This is a genomic window from Methylobacterium sp. A52T (genome assembly GCF_053346095.1).
The window spans coordinates 18,558-44,491 of sequence record NZ_JBKFBI010000035.1 but is presented as its reverse complement, the minus strand read 5'-3'; the positions used below and the strand labels follow the sequence as shown (position 1 = coordinate 44,491).

At 72.2% G+C, this 25,934-nt stretch carries 27 protein-coding genes; 11 read left to right on the top strand and 16 right to left on the bottom strand.

The window, feature by feature from the left end; genetic code table 11:
* The 7 genes from ACLBYE_RS11295 to ACLBYE_RS11265 all read left to right on the top strand — a co-directional run.
* Positions 1-327, top strand: a 327-nt coding sequence (locus tag ACLBYE_RS11295; protein WP_447694265.1) for a GcrA family cell cycle regulator, incomplete at its 5' end; no start/stop codon positions are given.
* Positions 324-629, top strand: a complete 306-nt coding sequence (locus ACLBYE_RS11290; RefSeq protein ID WP_447694264.1) for a hypothetical protein — start codon at positions 324-326, stop codon at positions 627-629. The genes ACLBYE_RS11295 and ACLBYE_RS11290, both read left to right, overlap by 4 nt.
* A 10-nt stretch (positions 630-639) precedes the next feature.
* On the top strand, positions 640-1,632 hold the full coding sequence (locus tag ACLBYE_RS11285; RefSeq protein WP_447694263.1) for an HIRAN domain-containing protein: 993 nt from the start codon (positions 640-642) through the stop codon (positions 1,630-1,632).
* Positions 1,633-1,642: 10 nt separating this feature from the next.
* On the top strand, positions 1,643-2,338 hold the full coding sequence (locus ACLBYE_RS11280) for a hypothetical protein (RefSeq protein ID WP_447694262.1): 696 nt from the start codon (positions 1,643-1,645) through the stop codon (positions 2,336-2,338).
* A 74-nt stretch (positions 2,339-2,412) separates the two neighbouring features.
* The gene (locus ACLBYE_RS11275) at positions 2,413-3,003 is read left to right on the top strand and encodes a hypothetical protein (RefSeq protein ID WP_447694261.1); all 591 of its coding nucleotides are present in this window, start codon (positions 2,413-2,415) and stop codon (positions 3,001-3,003) included.
* Complete coding sequence (locus tag ACLBYE_RS11270; protein WP_447694260.1) at positions 3,000-3,266, top strand: hypothetical protein; 267 nt, start codon at positions 3,000-3,002, stop codon at positions 3,264-3,266. The genes ACLBYE_RS11275 and ACLBYE_RS11270 overlap by 4 nt, the downstream gene beginning before the upstream one ends.
* A gap of 232 nt (positions 3,267-3,498) precedes the next feature.
* On the top strand, positions 3,499-4,353 hold the full coding sequence (locus ACLBYE_RS11265; RefSeq protein WP_447694259.1) for a hypothetical protein: 855 nt from the start codon (positions 3,499-3,501) through the stop codon (positions 4,351-4,353).
* On the opposite strand, the gene ACLBYE_RS11260 is transcribed toward ACLBYE_RS11265, so the two are convergent.
* A complete protein-coding gene (locus ACLBYE_RS11260) occupies positions 4,350-4,607 on the bottom strand; it encodes a hypothetical protein (protein ID WP_447694258.1) in 258 nt (85 codons plus the stop codon). The genes ACLBYE_RS11265 and ACLBYE_RS11260 overlap by 4 nt on opposite strands.
* Positions 4,607-5,191, bottom strand: a complete 585-nt coding sequence (locus ACLBYE_RS11255; protein ID WP_447694257.1) for a metallophosphoesterase — start codon at positions 5,189-5,191, stop codon at positions 4,607-4,609. The genes ACLBYE_RS11260 and ACLBYE_RS11255 overlap by 1 nt, the downstream gene beginning before the upstream one ends.
* A 548-nt stretch (positions 5,192-5,739) precedes the next feature.
* Here ACLBYE_RS11255 and ACLBYE_RS11250 point away from each other — a divergent pair.
* Complete coding sequence (locus ACLBYE_RS11250; RefSeq protein WP_447694256.1) at positions 5,740-6,987, top strand: tyrosine-type recombinase/integrase; 1,248 nt, start codon at positions 5,740-5,742, stop codon at positions 6,985-6,987.
* Between the two features lie 330 nt (positions 6,988-7,317).
* On the opposite strand, the gene ACLBYE_RS11245 is transcribed toward ACLBYE_RS11250, so the two are convergent.
* Positions 7,318-7,917, bottom strand: coding sequence for a TetR/AcrR family transcriptional regulator (locus ACLBYE_RS11245; RefSeq protein ID WP_132366495.1), 600 nt, complete (start codon positions 7,915-7,917; stop codon positions 7,318-7,320).
* Positions 7,918-8,005: 88 nt separating this feature from the next.
* Here ACLBYE_RS11245 and ACLBYE_RS11240 point away from each other — a divergent pair, with 88 nt between their 5' ends.
* Both ACLBYE_RS11240 and ACLBYE_RS11235 read left to right on the top strand, forming a co-directional pair.
* Positions 8,006-9,265 (top strand): efflux RND transporter periplasmic adaptor subunit, encoded by a 1,260-nt coding sequence (locus tag ACLBYE_RS11240; protein ID WP_447694255.1) that lies wholly within the window; start codon positions 8,006-8,008, stop codon positions 9,263-9,265.
* A 108-nt stretch (positions 9,266-9,373) separates the two neighbouring features.
* On the top strand, positions 9,374-12,625 hold the full coding sequence (locus ACLBYE_RS11235; protein WP_447694254.1) for an efflux RND transporter permease subunit: 3,252 nt from the start codon (positions 9,374-9,376) through the stop codon (positions 12,623-12,625).
* On the opposite strand, the gene ACLBYE_RS11230 is transcribed toward ACLBYE_RS11235, so the two are convergent.
* The 5 genes from ACLBYE_RS11230 to ACLBYE_RS11210 form a co-directional block, all read right to left on the bottom strand.
* Positions 12,599-13,591, bottom strand: coding sequence for a DUF808 domain-containing protein (locus ACLBYE_RS11230; protein WP_447694253.1), 993 nt, complete (start codon positions 13,589-13,591; stop codon positions 12,599-12,601). The genes ACLBYE_RS11235 and ACLBYE_RS11230 overlap by 27 nt on opposite strands.
* Positions 13,592-13,716: 125 nt before the next feature.
* Positions 13,717-14,385: a response regulator transcription factor gene (locus ACLBYE_RS11225; protein WP_447694252.1), complete on the bottom strand. Its 669-nt coding sequence runs from the start codon at positions 14,383-14,385 to the stop codon at positions 13,717-13,719.
* A gap of 10 nt (positions 14,386-14,395) precedes the next feature.
* Positions 14,396-16,474 (bottom strand): ATP-binding protein, encoded by a 2,079-nt coding sequence (locus tag ACLBYE_RS11220; protein ID WP_447694251.1) that lies wholly within the window; start codon positions 16,472-16,474, stop codon positions 14,396-14,398.
* A gap of 164 nt (positions 16,475-16,638) precedes the next feature.
* Positions 16,639-16,863: a ribosome modulation factor gene (locus ACLBYE_RS11215; RefSeq protein ID WP_020094563.1), complete on the bottom strand. Its 225-nt coding sequence runs from the start codon at positions 16,861-16,863 to the stop codon at positions 16,639-16,641.
* A 340-nt stretch (positions 16,864-17,203) separates the two neighbouring features.
* Positions 17,204-17,620 (bottom strand): hypothetical protein, encoded by a 417-nt coding sequence (locus ACLBYE_RS11210; protein WP_447694250.1) that lies wholly within the window; start codon positions 17,618-17,620, stop codon positions 17,204-17,206.
* 304 nt (positions 17,621-17,924) lie between these two features.
* On the opposite strand from ACLBYE_RS11210, the gene ACLBYE_RS11205 reads away from it, so the two are divergent.
* Positions 17,925-18,173: a hypothetical protein gene (locus tag ACLBYE_RS11205; protein WP_447694249.1), complete on the top strand. Its 249-nt coding sequence runs from the start codon at positions 17,925-17,927 to the stop codon at positions 18,171-18,173.
* On the opposite strand, the gene ACLBYE_RS11200 is transcribed toward ACLBYE_RS11205, so the two are convergent.
* The 8 genes from ACLBYE_RS11200 to ACLBYE_RS11165 all read right to left on the bottom strand — a co-directional run bounded on the left by ACLBYE_RS11200 (position 18,157) and on the right by ACLBYE_RS11165 (position 25,900).
* Positions 18,157-19,572, bottom strand: coding sequence for a hypothetical protein (locus ACLBYE_RS11200; protein ID WP_447694248.1), 1,416 nt, complete (start codon positions 19,570-19,572; stop codon positions 18,157-18,159). The two genes, ACLBYE_RS11205 and ACLBYE_RS11200, sit on opposite strands and share 17 nt — an antisense overlap.
* A complete protein-coding gene (locus tag ACLBYE_RS11195) occupies positions 19,569-19,886 on the bottom strand; it encodes a hypothetical protein (RefSeq protein WP_447694247.1) in 318 nt (105 codons plus the stop codon). Before ACLBYE_RS11195 ends, ACLBYE_RS11200 begins: the two co-directional genes overlap by 4 nt.
* 50 nt (positions 19,887-19,936) lie before the next feature.
* Positions 19,937-20,662 carry a hypothetical protein gene (locus ACLBYE_RS11190; RefSeq protein ID WP_447694246.1) on the bottom strand — a complete coding sequence of 242 codons (726 nt, stop codon included), beginning with the start codon at positions 20,660-20,662 and terminating at the stop codon, positions 19,937-19,939.
* Positions 20,663-20,695: 33 nt separating this feature from the next.
* Positions 20,696-21,703 carry a hypothetical protein gene (locus ACLBYE_RS11185; protein WP_447694245.1) on the bottom strand — a complete coding sequence of 336 codons (1,008 nt, stop codon included), beginning with the start codon at positions 21,701-21,703 and terminating at the stop codon, positions 20,696-20,698.
* Positions 21,704-21,755: 52 nt separating this feature from the next.
* Positions 21,756-22,742 (bottom strand): hypothetical protein, encoded by a 987-nt coding sequence (locus tag ACLBYE_RS11180; RefSeq protein WP_234082334.1) that lies wholly within the window; start codon positions 22,740-22,742, stop codon positions 21,756-21,758.
* A 44-nt stretch (positions 22,743-22,786) separates the two neighbouring features.
* A complete protein-coding gene (locus ACLBYE_RS11175; RefSeq protein ID WP_447694244.1) occupies positions 22,787-23,602 on the bottom strand; it encodes an OmpA family protein in 816 nt (271 codons plus the stop codon).
* Positions 23,603-23,708: 106 nt separating this feature from the next.
* Positions 23,709-24,689: a trypsin-like serine peptidase gene (locus ACLBYE_RS11170; RefSeq protein WP_447694243.1), complete on the bottom strand. Its 981-nt coding sequence runs from the start codon at positions 24,687-24,689 to the stop codon at positions 23,709-23,711.
* A gap of 80 nt (positions 24,690-24,769) precedes the next feature.
* Positions 24,770-25,900, bottom strand: coding sequence for a hypothetical protein (locus ACLBYE_RS11165; RefSeq protein ID WP_447694242.1), 1,131 nt, complete (start codon positions 25,898-25,900; stop codon positions 24,770-24,772).
* Between the last annotated feature and the right edge of the window lie 34 nt (positions 25,901-25,934).

Genomic DNA, 25,934 nt, shown 5'->3' with positions numbered 1-25,934 from the left:
AAGGCGCCCGCCACCGCAAGGCCCCCTCGCGCCCGGGCTGCCCGGCGCCGTGCCCGGGACGCCGCCGCCGCGGGCCGGCCCGTGCCCCCGCCGCGGCCCCGCGTGGCGCCGACTGGCGTGCCCGAGTCTCTTAGGATCCTGCTCACGGACGTCCGGGACGGGGCCTGCCGCTACATCGCCGACGACCCCCGTGCCGGGCCGGCCACGTGCTGCGGGCACCCCACGATGCCCGGGTCGTCATGGTGCCCGGGGCACCGGGCCATCTGTAGCGCGCCGGCTCAGAGGCCGGTGTCGGTGTGGGTGTCGGGCCGGAGGAGGGTCGCATGATCCACCAAGAGGACTACGGCGACCCGGTCGAGCATGAGCCGACCTTCGCCGACGGCGGCGTCCTGCGCCGCCACATCGCCCGCCGGGCGGGCCGCTGCGACGAGTGCCCGATCGGCCGCGGCGTGCAGAAGGGCGAGCGCTACACGGTCTTCGTCGGCCTCGACGATGACCGCCAGTTCTTCAGTCATCGCAGCTGCGCCAGCCGGCCGGCCGAGTGCCAGGTCGCCGATCCCCCCATCGAGCGGCGCCGGGACCCCCAGGGCCCCTGCCTTCCGCACGATCCCGACAACTTGCCGTTCTGAGGAGCGCACGATGGGTGATTACAACGTCATCGAGCGGACGATCGACGACGACTGGCACGACCACTGTGGGTACGAGCAGGTTGATCGGGAGCTCACCTCCGCGATCGCGAATGTCGCCGCCCATGGCCTCGACCTAAGCGGCGTCAGGGACACCCCTCTCGGTGTGCAGGCGTTCGACCTCGCCAACGGCACGCCGTGGACCCAGTGCGAAATCGCTGGCTTGCAGTTCTATGACTACGCCATTTGGGACGAGGATCTCGGCCGGAAGGTAATCCCCCAGTCCGGCGATTATCTCAACCTCGTCCGAGCCCCGGACAACTATCACGACGAGAATGCCGTCGAGGTGTGGTGGAGGAACGGTGTCCGCATTGGACACCTCCCTCGTGCCGTCGCCAGCGTCGTCGCCGGCCCTATGGATCTGGGGCAGCACCTCAGCGCCTACGTCGCGGACGGCGGGACCGGCGAGGCCTGGAGTGCCAAGGCTGTCCTGATCGGCGAGCCCGTCCGGTCCCTCCACGAGAGGCGGTTCCAACGCGTCATCAGGCAGGCGATCGACGAGCACGTGAGCCGGGAGCGTTGGGCCGAGCGCAAGCGCCGTGAACTCGGCCGTGACCACGGCTGGGCGTTCGAGCGCGAGCAGGCCGACAGGCGCAGGGCGCGCCTCGTCCAGGCAGCCAAGACGTTGCTGGCGACGGTGCCGCTGGAAGTCGACATGCCTCCGGTCGGGCGGATGATCGAGCTCGCCACGATCGAGACGATCCTCGGTGTATCTCGATCGACCGCCCGTCGGGTCGCGGAGCGAGCCGGCTGCCGGATCGATGTCGACCGGCGCGGGTGGTTCGCGACTGGATCGCATGTCGAAGTCACGCCCCAGCTGCAGCAGGCGATCCAGGAGCAGGCGGCTCGTCCGCTGCGGATCCGCGCTGACGATGTCCGGCTCTCGTCGGGTACACTCCTCTCCCTGAGGCCTGCCCGCACCCTCGATGACGACATTCCATTCTGAGGAGGCAGCCATGGACTACGAGTTCCACGGCACTGATGTGCAGTGCAAGAACGGCGTCGCATTCAGCGTCCACGCCCCCGGCCCGACGGTGACGATCGTCACTGCACCCGACGATGCCATCACGGCATCGTCCGCGCTGGCGCCCTACCGCCGTGATGGGCATGCCGCGGATGGTTACGCTCACTACACCGGCATGCCCGTCGAGGCCGTCAGAGCTTACTGCGTCACGCACGGCGGCGTCGCCCGGATCGGAAGGACGGCCCAGTCGCTTCTGCAGGCCCTGCCGACAGAGGCCGACCTCGCCGCGGCGCGGGCCGTGGCCGCCGAGGCGCCCGCCACCGATTCGCCAACCCGGCCTTCGAGGACGAAGGCGCTGATGGATGCGGGGACGCACGATTTCCTCGGCAGGCCCCTGCCGCCCGGCCTGCCCGTGGACCACCTCACGCCCGTCGTCATCGAGGCGCGTCGGGTCGTCTCGGAGGTCGAGCGCCCCCTCAGGCCCGTGCTCGGCTACGGCGATGTATCGGCGCGCCAGGCCGCCCTCGAATGGCGGGTCGAGCAGGCCAGCTCGGCCGCGAATAGGCTCGCTCTCCTGGAGGGTGCGCAGTACGTCCGGCACCCCCTGCGAGCCGAGGCGATCGCCCTGCGGAAGCGGCTGGCCAAGGCGGAGGCGCAGGCCCTCGCGGAGATCGCCCGCGAAGCTTGAGATTTTCCATGTAGGTCCCCATAATGGGGACTATGCGGCGATGCCCGCATCAACCGGATTGATGGGAGACCACGATGCCGAAGGCCAAGATCGAGATCATCGCGCTGGACCGGCGCTTCAACAAGACTGAGGTCGACTGCATCACGGCTGTCCTCTTCTGGGTGCGCGACAGGGATGGACGCACGCGCGCGTACGATGAGAAGGAGGAGGCCATGGAAGCCGCCCAGACCTTCGAGGCGCTCGGCTACGTTCTGCTCGACGATCCCGAGCCAGCCGATCTCGACGCCGAAGAGCGGGCCGCGGATGCAATCCGACAGGAACACGATGAGGCCGTATCCGGGATCCTCGGCGACCTCATTGATGATGCAGAGGCCGAGACGGCACTCCTGCTCAGCGCCCAGTACCCCCACGACCAAGACGAGATCGCCGCGATCGGCCCGCTCTCGAAGGGGCGCATGGTCGTCCCGGCTGAGGACGGCCTCCACGTGACTGTGGACGCCGGCACCCCTGACGCCCGGTCGATGCTGATGATCCCGCGTGGGATCGCCCCCTGGATGGCGCGCGCGATCATCGATGCCTGGGACGCCGGCCACCGGCGCGGGTTCGGCGAGGGGCAGGCCGACATGGTGAGCGCTATGACCCGTCACGCGGTGCCGATGTCATGAGTCTGGACCGCGCGCTCCTCTGCGAAGTCGGGCAGCATCTCTACGGCGACGAGTGGCGCCGTCAGCTCGCCCGCGGCCTTGGACCCCTCCACCCGGACGGTGCCCGGGACAGCATCGATCACCGGCTGCCGGCGCGGTGGGCTGCCGGTACGCGCCCGATCCCCGCCTGGGTCGGACCCGCCCTCAAGAGCCTGCTCGCCGAGCGCGAGGCCAGCCTGCTCGCGCTCGCGCAGCGCCTCGGCATCGATGGGGAGGACGAGTAATGCCCCGCGAAATCTTCCCCGTCGGCACTGCCCCTGAGGTCCTCGCCGCTTGGATCGCCCGGGCGCAGGACGCCGCCTACAAGGGGCCGATCGAACTCCCGATCCTGCGGCAGCCGAAGGCCGAGCCGCCCCCGCCCGAGCCGGCCCTGTTCGACCGGCTCCCCATCCAGCGCAAGGGCGAGCGTCAGCGCCCGCCCCCCCCCCGCCGGCGGGCACGCCGCTGCATGTCATCGTGTCCCAGCTGTTCGAGGGGGCCATCTCGCCGCCGAGCCCGCTCGCGCTGAAGCGGAGGGAGCGCCGGGCGGAGCGGGAGGCCGCAGCGAAGGCGGAGGCGCAGGAAGCCAAGGCAGCTGCCAAGGCCGCTCGCAAGGCGAAGGCAGCGGCCCCACCCTCGGCCGAACCCGACGCGATGGAGCGCCTCGTCGCGTCCGGCATCGCGAACGAGTACATCGCCGGCCTCGGCGCGCTTCGGGATCCGGACGCCCCATGGTCCCCCCGCTCGATAGGCTTCCCGGTTACGCTCCACCGTGTCGGTGGCCAATTCCAGCCGCAGACGGCCCCGAGGATCTGGGAGCTTCATCTCAGCACCCCGGCATGCGGCGACCTTCCCTTCGTCCGCAAGATCGAAGGGATCACCGGGCTGAAAGCGATATGGGCACCGGACAGACACCGAGGGCTGTGTGGGCGCTGGGCTCACGCCGTCGACCTCTCCACCGATGCCGACTGGGAGCAGCTAGCCTCCTCGATGGAGCACACCACACCGGCACTCGTTGCCGATGCGGTCGGGCTGCACGTCGTCAACGGCAGCCTGAGCGTGGGAAATGCATGCCGGCTGCTCATGGCTGTCGGCGTCGAGGAACCAGAGCACCGGGTCTGCCCGAACCTCACGCCGAACCCCGACGGCAGCCTCGTGACGTCCCTCGGCGGATGGGAGGCGGTCTACGCGGTCGAGGACCGCCTCATCGTGCCAGGGATCCCGAAGCGGAACACGTTCGCCCGGGTCACGGACGCCGGGTGGCGCAGCGTCGGGAAGGTCCCCCCGACGCCGGATGAACTCAAGGCGGCCCGGAAGGCGGCGCGCTGCTAGACTTCCTCTGCCAGCACGCGCGTGATCGTGGCCCCGTCCGGGACGTCCCCGATCCGGGCGGGCCTGAACCTCGGGGACCAGCAGCACCGGAAATAGGCGAGCTCGATCGCGGGCTCGCCCGGCGCTAGCCCGGCATTCACGCGCTCGACGGCGGCCTCGGCCTCGGCACGGGTCATCCCGATCGAGACGCGGCCGCACGACAGGCAGCAGACCGCGCCGGGCGGGGGCTCGCTGAAGGGGTAGTCGCCCCGCATCACGCCGCCTCGGACATCTGGACGACGGCGGAGGCTCCGGCCTCCCGGGCCGCCACGTCGGCGAGGTATTCCTGGATCTCGGGGATCGTCACCGGCCGGAAAGCCCACGCCTCCACGTCGACGCCGACGTCACAGGACTGCGCGGTCGGCGCGATCGAGCCGTGGCTGTGCCCGAACAGGTGGATCCTGCCGCGATGTCGGCCCTCCCACGTGACGTGCGCGTAGTGGCTGAGCCACAGGTCGACCGGCTTCGGCATGCCGGCATCCTGCACGGTGATGCGGGCCACGTCCCGGACCGGTTCGGCCCACGGGAGGGCCTCCGACCGCGCGTCGTGGTTGCCCCGGATCAGGAGCTTCCGCCCGTTGAGGCGGTCGAAGATGGCACGGGCATGCGCACGGCTCGCCCCGTAGCTGAAGTCGCCGAGATGCCAGACCGTGTCGTTCCGCTTCACACGGTTATTCCATGCGGACACCAGGTGCTCGTCCATTGCCTCGACCGAGGCGAACGGACGGGGTCGGCCCATGCGCTCCGACATCATCGAGGCGTGCCCGAAGTGCGTGTCCGAGACCACGAAAGTTGTCATGGCATCCTCCAAAAAAAGCGGTCACGCACGTCCGGATTTCCGGACGAATTAGGCTGGCCTCAGGCCAACGGTGCGCGTTTCGCTAGGAGGACGGCGGTCTTCATGCGGGCAGGATGGCTCATGCCGGGGCGCCCCGCAAGGATAGGATCGCCCGATGCTTTCCGGATCCCTGGCCTCTGCTGTGGAGCCCAGGCGAAATAGGGGCCCGGGCGTTAACCGAGGACCGCTTTCGCCATTGCGCGGGGGAGTCCCGTGCGGGAGAATCCGTGCATGCCGAATTCGCGGACGACCTTCATCTTCGACGCCGGGCCCTTCGACTTCAGCGATGGGGCAGGGGCCCGTGCGAGCAGCGCGGGGCCTGACACGCTGCTGCCGCTCGACATCGCGATCTGGGCCCCGGAGCTTCGTGATCCCGACGGCTTCCCGACCTTCTCCCAAGCGCAGCTTAGGGCGGCGACGCGCGCCCCGGAACCGCATCGGCTCAAATCGATGCAGCCCGGACACGCGATCTACACGACCCGCCAAAACCTGACCGATTGGAGAAACTCGTGGCACGCCCCAAGCAACCCGCCCGCCTCAAGCTCGACACCGACCGAGGCGTCTGGGCGATCCACGACACGATCGGGGGCAAGCCGTTCAAGCGTCGAACACGATACGGCGCTGCGGATCGCGGAGCGGCTGAAAGCGAGTTCGCGGTCTACCTCGCGGAGCGCGCGCGGCTAGAGGCCGAGGCCAAGGCCGAGACGCCAGACCCCGAGGATCCCACGAACTCGAACCCCCGGCTCGTGACTATCGCCGCCTGCCTCTCCTTCTACGGGCTGCGGCAGGAGGGCACGAGCAACGCCGCGCTCGCCGGGCAGCACATCGGGCACCTGCTCCGCCACTGGCAAGGGATGACCCTCGCGCAGGTCCGCGGGCAGGCCTGCCGGAAGTACGTGAAGGACCGGTGCGCCGAGACCTACTCGGCCCCCGGCTCGTCGAAGCTGAAGTTCATCACCCCGTCCACCGCCCGGCGGGAGCTGCAGACGCTGAGCGCCGCCATCGGGGTCTGGCACAAGGAGTACACCCTCACCAGCCGCCCGGTCGTCACGCTGCCGGCGGCGGCCGAGGCGCACCCGGACTGGCTGACCGAGACGGAGCACAAGCGCCTGCTCAAGGCGGCGCAGGGGTTCACCTGGTTCTCGTCCGACATCGCCACCCGCGAGCCGTACTGGATGCCGGTCAACGGCCGGGGCGACGAGGAGGGGGAGCACCTCCCGCGCTTCATCGAGATCGGCTTCTACTCGGGCACCCGGTCCGGAGCGATCCTCGGCCTCGGCTGGACGCGGGCGCTGTACCATGGCTGGGTCGACATCCCGGCCGTGACGCTGCACCGGTCCGGCCCCCTGGAGCCGAAGACGCGCAAGCGGGAACCGCCGTGCCGGATCCACGATCGCCTGCTCCCGCTGTTCATCGAATGGCGCGAGGCCGACCTGGCGAAGGGGATCGACGTCGTCGTCCACGACAACGGACGATCGGTCCTCAGGGTCAGCAAGGGTTTCGCGCTGGCCGCGGCCCGGGCCGGGCTGGACAGGCGCGACATCGACGGCACTCTGCGGGTCGGCAACGCGAACCCGGAGCACGACATCGGCCTGCCGACGCCGCACGTCCTGCGGCACACCCGGGCGACGCTGATGCTGCGCGCCGGGATCCCGCCGCACGAGGTCGGCGAGTACCTTGGCATGACGGTGAAGATGGTCCTGGAGGTCTACGGGCACCACCACGTCGAGTACCAGCAGCGCGCGGCCGCGGCGTGACGGGCGGGTCGAAAATGGGTTGGAAACCCCGGGTCCCGGGTTGGATTGGCCGTGCACGGGATTGAACGGACCGTCACGGGGAGGGATGGTTTCCGCTCTGTGAAGGGGTGGTTGCGAGGGACGGATTGAGCCGGGCCCAAGCGTTGCCAAGGTTGGGGTCGAGGGTTCGAATCCCTTCGCCCGCTCCAGTTTTCCCAACCATACGATCGACTTACAAGGCCGCAGCTATGCGGCCTTTGTCGTTTCTGGACCTCGGCGAACTGCCGGTCGCGGGGTGGCGAACGGCGTCCGGGTGGACCGAGGCGCGGGATCGCGCCCGGTCAGCCCAGCTCAGGCGTCCTGTTCCTTCGCGAAGGCCCGCAGCGAGACCCGGGCGACCTCCCGCAGCGCCTCCCGGTCGGCGCCCGAGGAGGCCAGCACGCCCATGCCGGAGGCGACGGTGGACAGGAACCGCGCCAGCGCGACCGGGTCGGAATCCGCCGGCAGGTCACCGTCCTGCCGGGCCTGGATGAAGCGCTCGCGGAGCTCCATCTCGCCCTGCGCCCGCCGGGACGCCAGCTCGAACGGGATGTTCTCCGAGCCCGCGCCGCAGGCGAGGCCGCCCTGAACCAGGAGGCAGCCGGGCGGGTTCGCCGGATCCGTGTGGCTCTCGGCGATGCTGCTCAGGAAGCGCTCGGCCACGTCGCGCGCGGTCTCGCCCGCCAGGACGAAGCGCATGTGCTCGGAGCGCCGCTGCGCGTACCGGTCGAGGGCGGCCTTGAGCAGCCCCTCCTTGCTGCCGAAGGCCGCGTAGAGGCTCGGCGGCTTGATGCCCATCGCCTTCGTGAGCATCGCGAGGCTCGCGCCGTCGTAGCCGTGGCGCCAGAACACCTCCATCGCCTCGTCGAGGGCCTTGTCCGTGTCGAAGGACCGGGGGCGCCCCATCACCATTGCCTGCGGACTCCAACTTTTATATCGAGTGGTAGATAAGTCACTTGACGCCCCGCGTCCATGCCGACATGTGTAGCGACCTGTACAGATGTTGGAGTCGCTCGTGGAACCTCAGCGTCATCCCCCGCGCAATCCTCTCCGTGCCCGGCGCCTCGCGGCCGGAAGCCTCGCGGTCGCCCTTCTCGCAGGCGCCTCCTACACCTTCATACCCGGCTCCCTCGTCCGGGGAACCGTGGCCGTCGCCGCGACGCCTCCGACCGAGGTGGCGATGCCGGCCTCGGTCGCGACGGTCGAGCCGCGCGACGTCGTCCTCTGGGACGAGTTCTCGGGTCGCCTCGAAGCGGTCGACCGCATCGACGTTCGGGCGCGGGTGGGCGGCGCGATCCAAGCCACGCACTTCGCCGAGGGAGAGCTGGTCAGGGCCGGGGACCTGCTCGTGACCATCGATCCCGCGCCCTACGCGGCCGAGGTCCAGAGGCTGGAGGCCCAGGTCGCCGGCGCCGAGGCGCGGGTCGGCATGACGGCGAGCGACCTCGAGCGCGGGCGAAAGCTGTCGGATCAGCACATCGTCACGGCGCGCGACCTCGACGTCCGCGCCAACGCGTTCAAGGAGGCCAAGGCGAGCCTCGACGCGGCGAAGGCGACCCTGGAGGCGGCGCGCCTGAACCTCGGCTACACGCAGGTCCGGGCCGCCGTCGGCGGCCGCGTCGGCCGCCGCGAGATCACGCCGGGCAACCTCGTGGCCACGGGCGCGGGGGCCGCCGTGCTGACCACGCTCGTCTCGGTCGATCCGGTCTACGCCAGCTTCGATGCCGACGAGGGCGTGGTCCTGAAGGCGCTGGCCTCGGTCGCCGAGCCGGGCGGCCGGCGCGGCAAGCTCGACCGCATCCCCGTGGAGATGGCGACCGCCGACGGCGCGCGGGCCAGCGGGCATCTCCAGTTCATCGACAACAAGGTCGACGCGCGCAGCGGCACGGTCCGCGTGCGCGCGACCTTCTCTAACGGCGACGGCCGCCTGATCCCGGGCCAGTTCGCCCGGATGCGCCTCGGTCAGGCCGCCCCGGAACGTCTCGTCCTGGTCGACGAACGGGCCGTCGGAACCGATCAGGACAAGAAGTTCGTGCTCCTCGTGGGGTCGGACAACCGGGCGGAGTTCCGCGCCGTCACCCTCGGCCGGGCCGTCGACGGGCTGCGCGTCGTGACTTCCGGCCTGTCGGGCGGCGAGCGTATCGTGATCAACGGCCTGCAGCGCGTCCGTCCCGGGACCCTCCTGCGCCCCGAACCCGTGGCGATGGGCGCGCGCCCGCAGGACGCCGCCTCCGGGCCGCGCAAGCTGGCGCAGCGCTGACGGCCGGCGCGCCGCGCCCGTCCGCCCGATCCAGATCCCCGACGCCCCTGAGACGGCGGCCGCGAGCGGCCGCCCGGACGCCCCTGCCTCACGCCCTCGGAGGGCGGCATGAATCTCTCCAAGTTCTTCATCGACCGCCCGATCTTCGCGGGCGTGCTCTCGATGCTCATCTTCATCGGCGGTCTGCTCTCGCTCTTCGCGATGCCGATCTCCGAGTACCCGGACGTGGTGCCGCCCTCCGTCGTCGTCCGCGCGACCTTCCCGGGCGCCAACCCCAAGGTCATCGTCGAGACCGTGGCGACGCCGATCGAGGAGCAGATCAACGGCGTCGAGGGCATGCTCTACATGTCGAGCCAGGCCACGACGGACGGCATCATGACGCTGACCGTCACCTTCCGGCTGGGCACCGACCCCGACAAGGCGCAGCAGCTCGTCCAGAATCGGGTCTCGCAGGCCGAGCCGCGGCTGCCGGCGGTGGTGCGCCAGCTCGGCATCGTCACGGTGAAGAGCTCCCCCGACCTGACCATGGTCGTGCATCTCGTCTCGCCCAACGGGCGCTACGACATGACCTACCTGCGCAACTACGCGGTGCTGAACATCAAGGACCGCCTGGCGCGGCTCGACGGCGTCGGCCAGGTCCAGCTCTTCGGCTCCGGCGACTACGCGATGCGGATCTGGCTCGACCCGCAGAAGGTGGCCGAGCACGGCCTGTCCGCGGGCGACGTCGTGCGCGAGATCCAGGCCCAGAACGTCGAGGCCGCGGCCGGCGTGATCGGCGCGTCGCCGGCCGTGCCGGGCCTCGACCTGCAGCTCTCGCTCAACGCCGAGGGGCGCCTGAGCAGCGAGGAGCAGTTTGGCGACATCGTGGTCAAGACCGGCGCCGACGGCGCGATCACGCGCCTACGCGACGTCGCGCGCATCGAGCTCGGCGCTTCCGACTACGCCCTGCGCTCGCTCCTCGACAACAAGTCGGCGGTGGCGATCCCGATCTCGCAGTCGCCGGGCTCGAACGCGATCCAGATCTCCGACGAGGTCCGCCGCACCATGGCGGAGATCAAGCGGACCATGCCGGAGGGCGTCGACTACCAGATCGTCTACGACCCGACGCAGTTCGTGCGCGCCTCCATCGAGGCGGTGATCCACACGCTGCTGGAGGCCATCGCCCTCGTCGTGCTCGTGGTGATCCTGTTCCTGCAGACGTGGCGGGCCTCGATCATCCCGCTGCTCGCCGTGCCGGTCTCCATCGTCGGCACCTTCGCGGTGATGCACGTCTTCGGATTCTCGATCAACGCGCTGAGCCTGTTCGGCCTCGTGCTGGCGATCGGCATCGTCGTCGACGACGCGATCGTGGTCGTCGAGAACGTCGAGCGCAACATCGAGAGCGGCCTGTCCCCGCGGGACGCCAGCTACCAGGCCATGCGCGAGGTCTCGGGCCCGATCATCGCCATCGCCCTGGTGCTGGTCGCGGTCTTCGTGCCCCTGGCCTTCATCAGCGGCCTGACGGGCCAGTTCTACAAGCAGTTCGCGCTCACCATCGCGATCTCGACGGTGATCTCGGCGATCAACTCGCTGACCCTCTCGCCGGCCCTCTCGGCGCTGCTGCTGAAGGATCACCACGCGCCGAAGGATCGTCTCACCCGCATCCTCGACAGGCTGCTCGGCTGGTTCTTCCGCCGCTTCAACCGCGCCTTCGGGCGGGCCTCGAACGGCTACGGCCGCGGCGTCGGCTTCGCGGTGTCGCGCAAGGCCGCGATGATGACCCTCTACGTCCTGCTCGTCGGACTGACCGTCGGCCTGTTCCGCCAGATCCCGGGCGGCTTCGTCCCGGGCCAGGACAAGCAGTACCTCGTGGGCTTCGCGCAGCTGCCCGACGGCGCGACCCTCGACCGGACGGAGGAGGTCATCCGCCGCATGAGCGAGATCGCCCTCAAGGAGCCCGGCGTCGAGAGCGCCGTCGCCTTCCCGGGCCTCTCGATCAACGGCTTCACCAACAGCTCCAACTCGGGGATCGTGTTCTCGACGCTCAAGCCGTTCGACGAGCGCAGGGACCCGTCCCTCAACGGGGCGGCGATCGCGCAGTCGCTGAACAAGAAGTACGCCGCGATCCCCGAGGCCTTCATCGCGATGTTCCCGCCGCCGCCGGTGAACGGCCTCGGGACGATCGGCGGCTTCAAGCTGCAGATCGAGGACCGCGCCGGCCTCGGCTACGAGGCGCTGAACGACGCCACGAAGGCGTTCATGGCCAAGGCCGCCCAGGCGCCGGAACTCGTCGGGCTGTTCTCGAGCTTCCAGATGAACGTGCCGCAGCTCTTCGCGGACATCGACCGGACGAAGGCCCGTCAGCTCAACATCCCGGTGACGGACGTCTTCGACACGCTGCAGATCTATCTCGGCTCGCTCTACGTCAACGACTTCAACAAGTTCGGCCGCACCTACTCGGTGCGCGTCCAGGCCGACGCCCCGTTCCGGGCGCGGTCGGACGATGTCGGTCTGCTGAAGGTCCGGGCCGGCTCCGGCGAGATGGTCCCGCTCTCCGCCCTGCTGCGCGTCCGCCAGACCGCCGGACCGGAGCGGGCCATGCGCTACAACGGCTTCCTATCGGCCGACATAAACGCCGGCGCGGCGCCGGGCTACTCGTCGGGGCAGGCTCAGGCGGCGGCGACGCGGATCGCGGCCGAGACGCTGCCGCGGGGCTTCGCCTTCGAGTGGACGGACCTGACGTACCAGGAGTTCATCGCGGGCAATTCCGGGGTCTGGGTCTTTCCCCTCGCGCTGCTCCTGGTCTTCCTCGTGCTCGCCGCGCAGTACGAGAGCCTCGCCCTGCCGCTGGCGATCCTGCTGATCGTGCCGATGGGGCTGCTCGCCGCGATGTTCGGCGTCTGGCTGTCGGCCGGCGACAACAACGTCTTCACGCAGATCGGCCTGATCGTGCTCGTCGGGCTCTCGGCCAAGAACGCCATCCTGATCGTCGAATTCGCCCGTGAGCTCCAATTCGCCGGTCGGACCCCGCTCCAGGCGGCGATCGAGGCGAGCCGCCTCCGGCTGCGGCCGATCCTGATGACGTCGATGGCGTTCATCATGGGCGTGCTGCCGCTGGTGACGGCGACCGGCGCCGGATCGGAGATGCGCCGCGCGATGGGCGTCGCGGTGTTCTCGGGCATGATCGGCGTGACCGCCTTCGGCCTGTTCCTGACCCCGGTCTTCTACGTGCTGCTGCGTCGCCTGAGCGGCAACAGGCCCCTGAAGCATCACGGCGCCGCAGCGCCGGTCCAGGCGCCGGTCCAGGCGCCGGTGTCGGTGCCGGGCTCCGCGCCGGCCGACCACGGGATCCCGTCAGCCGCGCCGCTGCCACAGGCCTGACAGGGCGCGCCACGCCGGCGCCAGCACGACGTTCGTCAGCGGGATCAGCGCCCCACCGACGACCAGCCCGATGAGGCCCGACACGGCCGCGGTGACGAGCCACTCGACGAGGCCCGCGGCGAACGGCACGCGCGCCGCCGCGGCCTCCGCCATCGCGTGGGCGGCGTGCGCCGGTGCCGAGAACCCGTAGGTCTCGAGACCGTGCATCAGGATCCCGCCGCCGACCCAGATCATCGCCGCCGTCCCGATGACGGCCAGGATCTTGAGCAGGATCGGCATGCCCTTGACGACGCCGCGGCCGAGCCCGCGGATCAGGCTTCCGAGCGGCGGGCCCGCGGTGCTGCGGGCGAGGGCCAGACCGGCATCGTCGGCCTTCACGATCAGCGCGACCACGCCGTAGACGCCCGCGGTGATGCCGACCGCGACGATGGCCAGCACCGCCGCCCGCATCCAGAAGCTGCCCTCCGGCAGCGCCGCCAGCGTGATGGCCATGATCTCGGCCGAGAGGATGAAGTCCGTCTTGATGGCGCTCGCCACGCGCCGGTCTTCCCGGGCTTGGTCGCCGCCGGCGCCACCCTCCTGGTCCGCCTCGTCGCCGTGGCCGTGATGGGCGAAAACGGCTTCGTAGACCTTCTCGGCGCCCTCGAAGCACAGGTACGCACCGCCCAGCATGAGGAGCGGCGTGATCGCCCAGGGCGCGAAGGCGCTCAGCGCCAGGGCACCCGGCAGCAGGAAGAGGATCTTGTTGCGCAGCGATCCGAGGGCGATCCGGCCGACGATCGGCAATTCGCGTTCCGCGGCGAAGCCGACCACGTAGCGCGGCGTCACGGCCGCGTCGTCGATGACGACGCCGGCGGCCTTGGTGCCGGCGCGCGCCGCCTGGCCGGCCACGTCGTCGAGCGAGGCCGCCGCGGCCCTCACCATGAAGGCGACATCGTCCAGCAGGGCGATCAATCCGACGCTCACCCGTCCCCCCTCGTCCCTGACCGGTCCGCCAGACAGACGATCCGCAACAGGATTTGATCCCTGACCGGCGAAAAATCGGCGGACCCGGCCGTCGGCCGGGACTGGCTGCCCCCGCTCGCTCGCGCCTAACGCAGCGCCAGGGCGTCGAGCCATCCGTGCGCGGCGGCGTAGCGGATGATCTCCGCGCGCGTGCGCAGGCCCAGCTTCTCGGCGGCCCGCGCCTTGTAGGTCTCTATGGACTTCACGCTGAGATCGAAGCGCCGCGCGATCTCCTTGTTGCTGAAGCCCTGCGCGATCAGCCGGAGCACGTCGGTCTCGCGCGGGCTCAGCGCTTCGGCCGACGGCTCGGTCTCCGCGCCCTGCGTCGGGGCCCCGGGATGCGCCATGGCGTGGCTCGCCACCGAGGGGTCGAGGTAGATCCCGCCCGCCGCGACGGCGCGGACCGCGCGGAGCAGGTCCTCCGCGGCCGAGCGCTTGAGGAGGTAGCCCCGGGCGCCTGCCTTGAGCAGCGGCTGAACGTAGGCCGCGTCCTCGTGAACCGTCAGCACCAGCACGCGCGTCCGCGGGCACGACCCGGCGACGCGCTCGGTCAGCTCCAGGCCGTTGAGGCCCGGCATCGAGACGTCGACGACGGCGACGTCCGGGTCGGCGGCGTGGATCATCGGCAGCGCCTCGCTGCCGCTGGTGGCCTCGCCGACCAGCTCGATCTCCGGGTCGGCGTTCAGGAGCGTCCGGATCCCCGCGAGGACGATGGGATGGTCGTCGGCCAGGGCGACGCGGATGCGGTCCGTCATGCGCTTCTCCTCAGGTCTCGGGATGTTCCGGAATCGGGATGGTGACGAACAGCGTCGTACCGATGCCCGGGGACGATTCCAGCGTGAGAGTCCCGCTCAGGAGCGACAGCCGCTCCCGGATGCCCGACAGGCCGAGCCGCAGCTTGGCCGGCGCCTCGCCGCTGGCGCGCTCACGCTGCTCGTCGGCGTTGAAGCCGGTGCCGTCATCCTCGATGACGACCCGCATCTCGCCCGCGCGCTTCTCCACCGAGACGCTGACGCTCGCGGCCCGCGCGTGCTTGAGGACGTTGGTCAGGGCCTCCTGCACGATCCGGTAGACGGCCGTCTCGATCGCGGCCGGCAGCCGGGTCGCCTCGCTCAGGAACTCCAGGTCGGCGCGGATCCCGTGCCGCTGGCTCCAGTCGCGCAGCAGGGTGGCCAGGGCCTCGCGCAGGCCGAGATCGTCGAGGGCGGTCGGCCGCAGGTCGACCGCGGCCCGGTGGATGTCGCGGCCGATCTCCCCGGCGAGCGATTGCAGCCACTCCACCTGCCGGCCGGCCTCCACCGTCGCGCCGCGTGCCAGGAGCCGCTCCATGCTCTTGAGGCCCAGCGACAGACCGGTCACCGTCTGGCCGACCTGGTCGTGGAGTTCGCGGGCGATCCGGCGCTGCTCGTTCTCCTGGGCCTCGCCGAGGCGGCGCAGCAGCGCGAAGCGCTCGGCCTCCGCGCGCTTGCGCGGCTCGATGTCCGACACCACGCCGTAGATCAGCCCGGCCGGGGTATGCTCGTGGAGCTGCGGCACGCGGCCGGCGACCCGGACCCAGCGCGGCTCCCGACCGTCCTGGGTCACGCGGAACTCGACGTCGAGCGGCGTGCCCTCGGCGAGGCTCCGGCGCAGGGCCTCGCTCAGGCGCCCGCGATCCTCGGGATCGACCGCCTGCAGGACGGTGTCGGCGTCCACGGCGCTGTCGCGCCCCTCGGCGGCGGCCGGCCAGCCGAGAAGGTCGGCCGCGCGGGGCGAGCCGGTGACCCGGTGCGCGACGGTGTCCCAGCGCAGCGTGCCGAGTTCCGCGGCCTCGGCGGCGACGGCGCCCTGTTCCTCGCTGGAGCGGAGTGCGAGGGAGAACCGGGCCTGCTCGCCCGCCCGGCGCTGCGCCATGTCGCGGCCGACGAGACCGACCAGCGCCAGGGCGAGCCCGATGCTGACGAAGCTGCCGCCGCCCAGGACGGCGTAGGACCGCGAGACCGGCGCGTTGAGCGTCGCGACCGGCATCCCGAAATGCACCGACCAGCCGCCGGTATGCTGCAAGGTCCGGTAGACGACCTCGACATTGGCGCCTTCCAGCGTCGGTCCGGTGTAGAAGCCGTTCGGGGCGTTCCGGATCGCCGCCTGGAGCGCCGGGTTCGCCGGGTGGCCGAGCTCCTCCACCTCGGCCCGGGTCCGGGCGATCGTGTTGCCCTCCGCGTCCACGATGGTGCCGACCCAGCCCTCGGGGGCGCCGGCGTCGCGCAGGATCGAGCTCACCGCGTTCGTGGCGAGCCGGATCGAGAGGACGTAGCGCAGCGTGCCGTCCCGGATGACCGGCACGCGCAGCGCGACGAGGCGCTTGCCCGAGATCGAGCCAGCCGGGCCGATGCCGCCGATCACCGGCTGCCGCGTGCGCACCACCGCGTCGAAGCTCGTCCGGTCCGAGGTCGGTCCGAGTTCCTCCTCGAGGGAGCGGAGCAGGTTGACGATCTGGGCGCCGTCCGGTCGGGCGAGCTCCACCGTCTCCCAGAGCGGGTGCGCCTGCCGGAGGCGCACGGCCTCGGCGTAGAAGGCCGCGAGGTCCGGCCGGTCGAGGGTCGCGGAGGCGGCCTCGGCCTCGAGGACCGCGATCTGGGCGGCGATGTCCGAGGCGACGCGCTCGGCCACCCGGGTCGCGCTGGCGACGGCGGCGCTCCGGGCGAGGTCGCGCTGCTGCTGCGCCATCAGCGTCGCGACCCAGCCGCTGAGCAGCAGGACCGGGATCGCGGCCGCGAGGGCGAGGGCCACGAAGGTGCGGCGGCTGCCGCGGCTCAGCTGGAGCTCGGGCTTCCGGACAGCGGTGTCGCGGGCGCGAACATTCATGCGGCCGTGCGCGGACACGCTGCGCGCCGGCCCCGACCCGTCGCCCATCGCTCGGACGGACCGACGCCCCTGTCTCGCCGTCCCGCGCGCACCCTCGCCCGCCTCCCGTGTCCCCGCATCGGCCCGTAGGCTCACAGCTCTCCTACGGGAAAGTCGGGCCGTCGTCAGGCCGGGGAGGCGGGGTCGGACGCGGCACCGGCGTCGGAGAGGGCCGATCCGGGCAGCATCCGGGCGGGGTGGGGCATCCGCGTCGCGACCGCCCACGAGGAGCCGTCGTAGCCCTCGTACCAGGCCCGGCGCTCGCGCGACTCGCCGGGGTAGGGGCAGGCATCGCGGGGCCGACCGACGGCGCGCGCGCGGGCGCCCTGTTTGACGATGTCCATGAGCATGGGCGCTGATCTCTCCGGTCGCTCGGGAGCCTGTCCCGCCGGGTCAGAAGCGCCGAGTTCGAACGGCCAAGCAAGCTGTTTCGGGCCGGGATACCGCTCACACCGACGCCTGTCGGGAATATCCCGACAGGCCGTGCGCGCGATGAACGGTTGACCATTGCACGAGAGCGGCACTGGATCTTTCAAAGATCGCCACGATCCGCACGAATGATGCGCGGAGAGACACGAGATCCTCGCGTCATCGGGCGCGAGGATCACGAGCGCCCCGCCGAAGTGGGCGTGGCGTGGAAAGTCGACCGGGAGGCCGTGACGGCCCGGCCTCCCGGTCCGGGTGCGCCGCCTAGTAGGCGCAGCCGTAGCCGACCGGCGCGTAGCCGTACCCGTAGGGCCGCCCGTAGGCCGCGCCGTAAAGACCGGGCCGCGCGGCGGCCGCGAGGCCCAGGCCGGCGCCGGTCGCGAAGCCGACCCCGCGATAGCCGCCCCAGCCACCCGAGCGATACGCGTGGGGCCGGAAGCCGTAGCCGGCAGGGCGGAAGTGCACGCCGCGATATCCGCGGTAGCCCCGGTGCTGCCGGTAGTGCCGGTGGAGACGGTGATGGCGGTAGCGGTGGAGGCCGTGGCGCCGCCCCCTCCAGACGCCGTGGCCCAGATGGTGGGGCCCATGATGGAAGCCGCGGCCGTGGGGTCGCGCCTCGCTCGACGGGGCGAACAGGACGAGGCTCGACAGCGCCGTGAGGGCGATCGCGAGACGTTTCATGGGCTGAGCTCCAGAGACGGTGAAGGACGTCCGCACGGATCGGACCCGATGCCGGATCCGACCGCGCGGCGCGGTCTGTCGGGATGGCAGTGCCGGCCGCCATCGCGGGCCACCGCGCATTCCCCGGGACGCGCGGACGGCGGGAGACCGCCGACCGCTGTCCCGCAGGCTCATCTGTGTTGCCCGGCGCCGATCAGCAGTCGGAGAGATCGGCAATCGTGTCAGGGTCGGCCCGACATGCCCGGGCGACAGGCCTGGATTAGCTTGGCCGTGGACATTCGCGCGCGCTGCACAGGGGGACGGCATGCGGAAGGCGTTGGGACGGCCGGTGCAGAGGGCGCGATCCTGGTACCGGCGCTACGGGCGTCTCGGCGCGCCGCGGACGCCGCGACCGGTCAAGCGGGGCCCGCTCGCCGCCTCCGGACGCTCGCTGGAGGACTGGGCGCGGTTCGGCGGCGGTCTGCTCGGCCCGGAATCCGCCGATGCCCCGCGTCCTGAGGTCCACGCCGACCGAGTGGCCGCCCTCGGCATCCCGATCAGTCCGCCGGGCTGAAGACGTCGTCGCCCACGAAGATCATCTCGCGGTCGATCTCGGGGGGATCCTTCTGCGAGCCGTAGGCGAAGAACAGGCGCCGGGTCCGGCCATCCGCCGCGGTCAGCGTGAGCGTGTGGCGATCGAGGGCGTAGCGCCCGCCCTCCGGCGCGCGCCGACGGGCGATCGCCGTGCCGACGCCGGTGCTCGCCCCCGAATTCGTCGCGCCGACCGAGCCGCCGCGGCCGTAGCTCCCGTCCGCGCGGAAGTCGTAGCGGCTCTCGACGGCGATCGCGACGTCGCCGCCGAGGGCGGTGTTGCCGCCGCCCGAAAGCCGCCGGTACGCCCGCGCCACCCGCTCGCCGGAATCGGCCGGGAAGGCCCGGAAGAAGCTGCCGTCGCCGAGGGCGTAGTCGTTCGCGCGGCCGCGCGCGTCCGTCAGAACGAAGCCGGCGCCCTTGGCGGTCCACCGCCCGAACCGCTTGGGCCGTGCGGCCCGCTCGGCGGCGAGGTCCATGTCTTCGAGCGCGGTGTCGGCGATCTCGTAGTAGGTTCCGTCGCGCAGGAAGATCAGCGGCTCGAAATCGATCGTCATGAGACCGCCGACGCCGAACCCGGTGGTCGAACGGAAGTACACGCCCTCGACCGAATCCCAGTTGGCGGCGTGGCGCGGGGGACCGGCCGCGTCCGGGGCGGAGGGAGCCGGGGAGGGAGCCGGCCGCGCGTCCGGCACGGGCGGGCTCTCCGCGACCGGAGGCGGCTTCGGGGCCGCCCGTCCGGCCCGGCCCTTCGGCACCAGCCCGTCCTCGGTCAGCGCCAGATTCCGCAGCGTGGCGACCGGGATGAACTCGCTGGACAGGCCCGCCAGGAAACGCGGCAGCACGCCGAGCCGCTTGGCCGCCTGCCAGCCGGCATGATGGAGAACGGCGCGCAGCTTGACCTGCTCGGCGAAGGCGGCCCGCGTGGCCGGCTGGGACAGGGGCGGCCGTTCCGCCATCGGCGCCACGAACCGGGTCCGGATCGCCCGCAGGGCCGCCGCGCTCGGCTCGACCGTCGCGTCGTTGGCGACCATCCATTGCAGGGCGATGAAGGCGGTGAGCACGTCGCCCGCATCGTCCGGCCGCAGGGGCGTTCCGTCGAGGAAGCCGCGGAAGATGCTGTCGTAATCGTGCCGGGCCAGTTCCCGCGCCGTCTCGGCCGCGGCGATCGGGTTCGTGGCGCGCTGGTCGCGCACCGCCCGCGCGACCGTGGCGGCCCGCAGGTCGGGCGTCGAGGCGTAGGGCAGGGCCGGTCCCTCCACCTCGGTCGCCTGCGCCCGTGCCGGGGTCGCCGTCGTCGCGATCGCCAGGCCCGACAGCGGGACGGCTGCCACGCCGAGGCCGAGCAGCGCGGCCGCGCGCCGGAAGGTGAACCGCATCATCGCCGCAACCACGTTCGGAGGATCATCAGCAGGCCCTGCACGACGGTGAGCAGCAGTGTCAGGGCCATGAAGGGCAGGAACGGGATCAGCAGCCAGCCCGTCATCGTCAGCGTGTAGAGCAGGCCGCCGATATTGTGTCCGGCCACCGGGCAGGGGTGCGTCCCCGCCTCGTTGACGGTGCAGCCGGTCAGGTTCGTCAGCGCGAGGCCGAGCGCGAAGGGTACGACCGGCAGCCACGTGATCAGCAACAGGATGAGGATCACGCGCAGGCGTCGCCGGGACGGGCTCGGCCGCGCCATCGTGCGGATGGCCATCGGTCACAAGCCCCGCGCGGGGCCGGGGCGGCCGCGTCTCGCCGCGCCGCTCATGGCTGGCGGCGGTAGAGGCCGCGGAAAGTGACGTTGACGCCTCCGCAGGCGAGGTTGTCGTCGACGACCAGCCAGGGACCGACCCGCCGCAGCCAGACCTTGCAGTCGGACGCATCACCGGCCTCGACCGGCAGCGCCCCGTTCTCGCCGACGGCGAAGCTCGCCGCGGCGCCCTGCGGGGCGACCGTGCCGGCGAATTCGCCGATATGGACGCCGCCGCGGCGCGCCCGCTCCGGATCGCCGGCGCCCCAGGTCGCGTCGCCCCCGAAGGTGAGCATCCCCGGCTTGTCGGCCTGGGTGATGCGGATGCGCGCCTCCGCACGGGTCCAAGTGCCGAGCCAGTCCGCGGGCGCGACGGCACCGGGCGGCTCGGCGGCGACGGCCTCGCCCGGGAGCCAGCCGGTCCGGCCCATGTCGTCGCCCGCGCCCCGATAGTGGGCGCAGACATAGGCGCCACGACGCTCGCCGAGGATGACGGGATCGGCGGTCACGAGGTAGGCGCGCTCGCGGCAGGCGTCGCCCGGGTCCGGGCAACCGGCGCGGGCGAGCCCGTCCTTGACGAAGGCCGTGCGCCCCGGCGCGCTGATGCGCCCGAAGGCTGGGGCCGGGCCGGACGCGAGCGAGGGGGACCGCCGGCACTCGTTCTCCTCCGCGCGCGCCGGGCCGGCGAGCAGGGCGAGGGTGACGAGCAGGAGCAGCGGGGCGAGGAGCGGCGGGCGCATCGGGGAGGCTCTCGTTGCGGGTGCGGAGGTCTGTCAGCGCATCGCCACCGAGGCGGCGACGCGGTCGGCCCTGTCCAGGGCGTCGGGGCGACCGGCATCGGCGAAGCCCAGCACCCGCAGGTAGCGCTGGCCGTCGAACACCATCGTCTGCGTCACGCCGAGGGCACGGCCGCTCTTGGTGTCGGTCCCGGTGCCGCGCAGCCGCACGATGACAGACTCGCCGCGACTGGACCGCGCCTCGTCCGTGACGTTCACGTCGGCGAAGTCCTTCTGCGCCGCGAACAGCCGGCGGGCGACCGCGACCTCCGCGCCCGCCGGGACAGGCGCCTGACCGAGCGAGGGCGCGACGACGATCACCGGCTGCTCGCGCTCGGGATCGACGTCCTTGGGCCCCTCGGTGAGGAGGAGGCTGTTGCCCGCGAAGACCGCGGCCGGCCGGTAGCCCGCCATGTCGCCGACCGTGTAGGGCAGCGCCGCGACCTGATCGGTCAGGCTCGCCTTCGCCCGGAACGCGATCGTGCGGAGGGCCGCCTCGACGGTAGCGGCGGGCACCTGCCGGGCCGCCTTCTCGGGAACCTGCACGGTGACGAGCCCCGTCCCGGGGGCGCCGCGCACGACGGCGACCCATTTCGCGTAGGTGAGGCCGTTGGCCGGCTGGGTGCCGCGCAGGACGAAGCCCTCACCGCCCGCGACCGGCAGGGGCTCGGCCCCGCCCTTCACCCGGAAGCCCGTGGCGGCCAGCGCCTCGGGGGTGAACCGGCCGTTGATCTGGTCCCAGGCCTCCGGCGGCATCTCTACCAGGATGATCGACGCGCCGGCCGGATGCTCGAAGCCGGCGAAGCGCCGGCTCACGCTCATCCCGGCCGGCGGCGTCAGGCCGAGGGCGCCGGCGCCCGGAAAGACCGGGTCGGCCCGGGCCTCGCGGGCCGGGCCCGCGATCGCCAGGGGCGCGAAGACCAGTCCGGCCAGGATGACGCGCCGCGCCGGGCGTTGCGGGACGAGATGGGAGAGGGCGCCGCGCAGGCGCTCGCGAACCGACATGGTCAACCTTCAGGGAACGGTGGGACGACGAGGCGAGGAAGGCGAGGTTCGGCTACCGCGTCGCCACGCGGCTGATGACGAAGGTGTTGCCCGAGAACTGGACCTGGCCCGGCGCGCTCATGTGCTCCAGCATCAGGCGCAGGTTCCGGCCGAGCCGGGCTGAATCCGAGCGGGTCTCGTACCAGTACTCGGTGCTGGCCCCGCTGGCGCGCACCGGACGGTGGTGCTCGTAGCAGCGGAAGGCCGCCATGTACTCCTCGGCCGCCTGGACCTCCTGGGCCGAGAAGCCGCTCAGGCGGACGACGTAGGCGCTGGGCAAGCCCCCGCAGCCCTCGCCGCCGGGCGCCGCCGCCACGGCGCCGCCGACCGGCGCGGCGTCAGGGGGCGCAGCCCCGGCATCGGCACCGCGGCGGGGCGCGATCACGCCGTCGAGCTTCGCGGTGAGCGCGGCCGCGAGGTCGGCGGCCACCGTCTTCGCCTCGGCGCCGACCCGCTCGAGCAGGCACTCGCGGTCGCAGCCCTGGGGCAGGGGCGGAAGCTGGAGTCCGGCCACCTCGAACGACCCGAGCGACTGCCCGGTGCGGACGTTGAGGAGGCGGCCGGGGATACGGATCTCCGGCCGGACGATATCCGAGTAGGCGGATTTCGACGCCGACGCGTAGATCTGGAACACCGCCACCACGTCGAGGGGCGGATTCTGGACCGCGCGGGCGACCTCGATCAGCTCGGCGTCCCGCCGGCGCACCCGGTTGGCCTGGGTGAAGCCCATGGCGACGGCGGTCTCGTCGTAGACGTTGTAGCCGCGCAGGTTCATGGTCTCGGACAGCTCGTGGATCACCCGCTGGAAGATGCGGTTGCCGCGGGGCACCGCGTCCTCGTCGGCGTCCTCGCCCATCACGACGACGTTGGGCTTGGTCTGCGCCCGGGCCGGCGCCGCGTAGGCGGATCCGAGCGCCAGGACGGCGAGGCAGGCGGCGCGGAACGCGGTGGTGCGGAACGCGGTGGTGCGGACGAGGGGCATCGGGATCCTCCAGGACATCGCGGGTCTCTCCGTCTTCGGACCGTCGGTGAGGTGAGGTGGCGTCATTCGGCGCAGGGACGCGGGGTCGGCGCCGCGCGGAAATCGTCGAGGTCGAGATTCGTCCGCAGGCGCGGGTCGGCCAAGTCGGTGCAGGGGCCATCCGCGACCGGCAGGACGAAGCGGAGGGCACCGCTGCGAGCCGGCGCGATCAGGCTGACCTCCACCCTGCGGTTCACCCGTGACAGCGGTGCGTCGGGATCCTTCGGCCGCGCGGGTCCCCAGCCGTGGACGCGCAGGCGCTCCGGCGCGATGCCGTAGGTCTCGACGAGATGCGCCTTCACGGCCCGGGCCCGGGCCAGGGAGAGGCGGCGATTGTAGGCGCGGCCGCCGGCGGCGTCGGTGTGGCCGGCGATCAGGAAGCCGTGGCCCGCGAGCGGCTCGGCGCGCAGCGCCTCGCCGAGCGGTTCGAGCTGGATGCGCGCTTCGGGGGTCAGGCGCACGCTGTCGTAGGCGAAGAACACGGTGAGGTCGATCGACCGGGCGGGGACGACGCGGACCGCCGGGCCGCCGTCGTCGGGGCTGACCGCCAGCGGCCGCGCGGGCGCTCCCGGATTGCCGTCGGCGAAGGGCGCGAGCGACCGGATGATCGCGGTCGCACCCGGATTCGCGGCCCGCGCCTCCTCGGCCTCCGACCGCTCCGCGGCCGGGTCCCGCGGCGGGGGCGCTTCGTCCGGCTGCGCTGACCGGGCACCCGGCACCTCGGTGAGCGGGTTCGCCCGGGCGGGCGCGACCAGCGCGAGGGCGAGGCCGACGGCGAGCAACAGGCCGGAGCGGCCGAGGCGCGCCCGCGCGGCGCGCGGCAGATCGTGGGTCCGCATCGCTTCCCTCTCAGTGTCCCGGGCCTTGCTGCGGCCCCTCTCACCCCGTCCATGGGCGGCCCAGAGCGATTTTCGTCGCCCGGCCTCGCGATCTTCGCGACGGCGCTCAGCGTCCCCGCAGGATGGCGTTCATCCCGGCCGGATCGAGCGGTCCGTCGGTCGCCGGCTTGGGTTGGGGTGCCGGGCCGGGCGCGACCGGCCTGGTCCCCGGATCCGCGGCGGCGACCGGGCGCCCCTGGGCCGCCGCGATCCGCGCCAGGGTCGGGCTCCGGCCCAGGATCGCCGAGAGCCGGGTCGCGCTGTTGAAGCTCGTCGGATCCTTCGGATCGAGGCCGCCCTCCTTGTGGAGCGCGATGCCGGCCACGGAGGCGTCGAACATGAGCGACCCGGACGAGCCGCCGAGCGTGTCGCAGCGGTGGCGCAGGTCCGGGCCCTCCGCCTGGTCCTTCACGGCGAAGCAGCGGAAGCGGCTCATCACCTTCGGACGTCCGAGGGGATGGTGGATGACCAGCATCGAGCGGTTGGCCGTCACCGGCTCGCCGGAGAGCCGCGCGGCGCCGTAGGTCGCGGTCGGATTGCCCGCCACGCGGGCGAGGGCGAAGTCGAGGCGGGCGTCGAACTCGACGGGCTTCGGGTCGATCTCGAAGCGGCGGGAGCCTTTCCCGTCGAGGGTCAGGTAATCCATCAGGATCGACGCCTTGACCGGGCGCAGGTCGCCCGATTGCGGCAGGCAATGGTGGTTGGTCAGGACGTAGTCGCCGGGCAGGAGCGTCCCCGTGCAGGAGGCACCGACCTGCTGCCCGGTGCGGCCGTTCTGGAGCACGATGTCGACGCGGCCGATCGGCCGGGCGAGGGCCGCGAGGCCGTCTTTCGGATCGAGCTCGCTCACGGGCTCGAAGGCGCCCTTGTTCTGGTCGACGTAGGCGGCCGCGTCGCCGGTCGTCTGGCGCAGGGGCAGCTGCGCCCGGCCGTAATTGGCGGGATCGAAGCCGACGCTCTGCGCCCGCGCGGCGTCGCCGCGGCCGAGCACGATCAGCGCGCAGGCCGCTCCCAGAAGGCGTGGGCCTCTCCGGCGCATCGCGATCATCCTCTCCCTCCTCTCGGTCCGCGAATCGGGCCCGCGCTCGCGGGGTCGATCGACAGCATTCGGAACACGGCGGATTCTCATCAGCGCGCCAGGGTGTGGACCAGGCGGCCGGCGACCGCGCCGGATCCGGTCTCCGGAACGGCCTGGACCGTGTAGACGAGGTTCTGCCGCGCGCCCTCGCGCAGGAAATAGCCGAGCGCGCCGTCCGCCAGCCGGACGGCCGGGAGGGCAGCGTCGCGCAGTTCCGGCCCGACCTGCACGCGCAGGCCCGGCTCCGCTCCGATGGCGAGCCCGCACAGGTCCGGCGTGAGGCGGCTCGCGGCCAGGTGATCGCCCGACTCCGCCGGTACCGGGCGCCGCTCGGGCGGGTCGGCTCCGAAGGCGACGCGGCGGCAGGAGGAGCCCGCCGGGGCGCGCAGCTCGGAGACGTGGATCGGCGACGCGATCCGGACTTCGATGCTGGGGGGAGGGCTGGCGGGACCGGCCGGCGCGTCGGGGCGCGGCTCGCTGACGGGATCGGGCCGCGTGGCCCCGAGAGCGAGCACACCGGCGAGTCCGGCCGCCGCGACGGCGCCGGCCGGCAATGCGAGACGCCACCATCGCCGCGCCGGCGGCGTCTCGGTCCTCTCCTGAGGCCGCGACGCGGTCAATGCGGCCAGGGCTTCGGGCACGCTGTGCGACGGCAGGATCCGCACGTTTCGGTCCATGCCGCGGAGGACGGCCTCGGCTTGCGCGCGCTCCGGCCCGTCCGGCAGGAGGACCGCCAGCGCGGCGTTCGGAGCCTCGGCGATCGTCGCGGCGGAGCGCTCGATCTTGTCGAGGAGCGCGTAGTCGCCGGGCAGAACCGCGAGGTCGAGATCGACCGCGCCGGTCGCCCAGAGGATGAGGTCGGCCTCCTCCGGTGCCGCGGCGAGCGGGTGGCCGCCCTCGGCGAGGCCGTGCGCCAGGCAGACCGGAACCTCCCAGGAGCGTCCGGCATCGAAGGAGCCCGACAGCCGCAGCTCGTGCGGCTCGGGCGTCCGGCCCGTCCACCGGGCGAGCGGGCCGGCGGCCCCGCAGAGCCGGGCGTAATCGGCCGACCACGGCAGCGGGCGATAGTCGCCGTCCGCGAAGGCGGCCGGGGCCGGAAGGCCGGGGCGCGGCCTGAGCCCGCGCAGCACCAGCGGTCCGCGGGTCGTGGGCACCACGACGAGGATGGCCGGACGCGTCATGCGCGGGCCGGTCTCCCGGACCCGGACGGGCCGA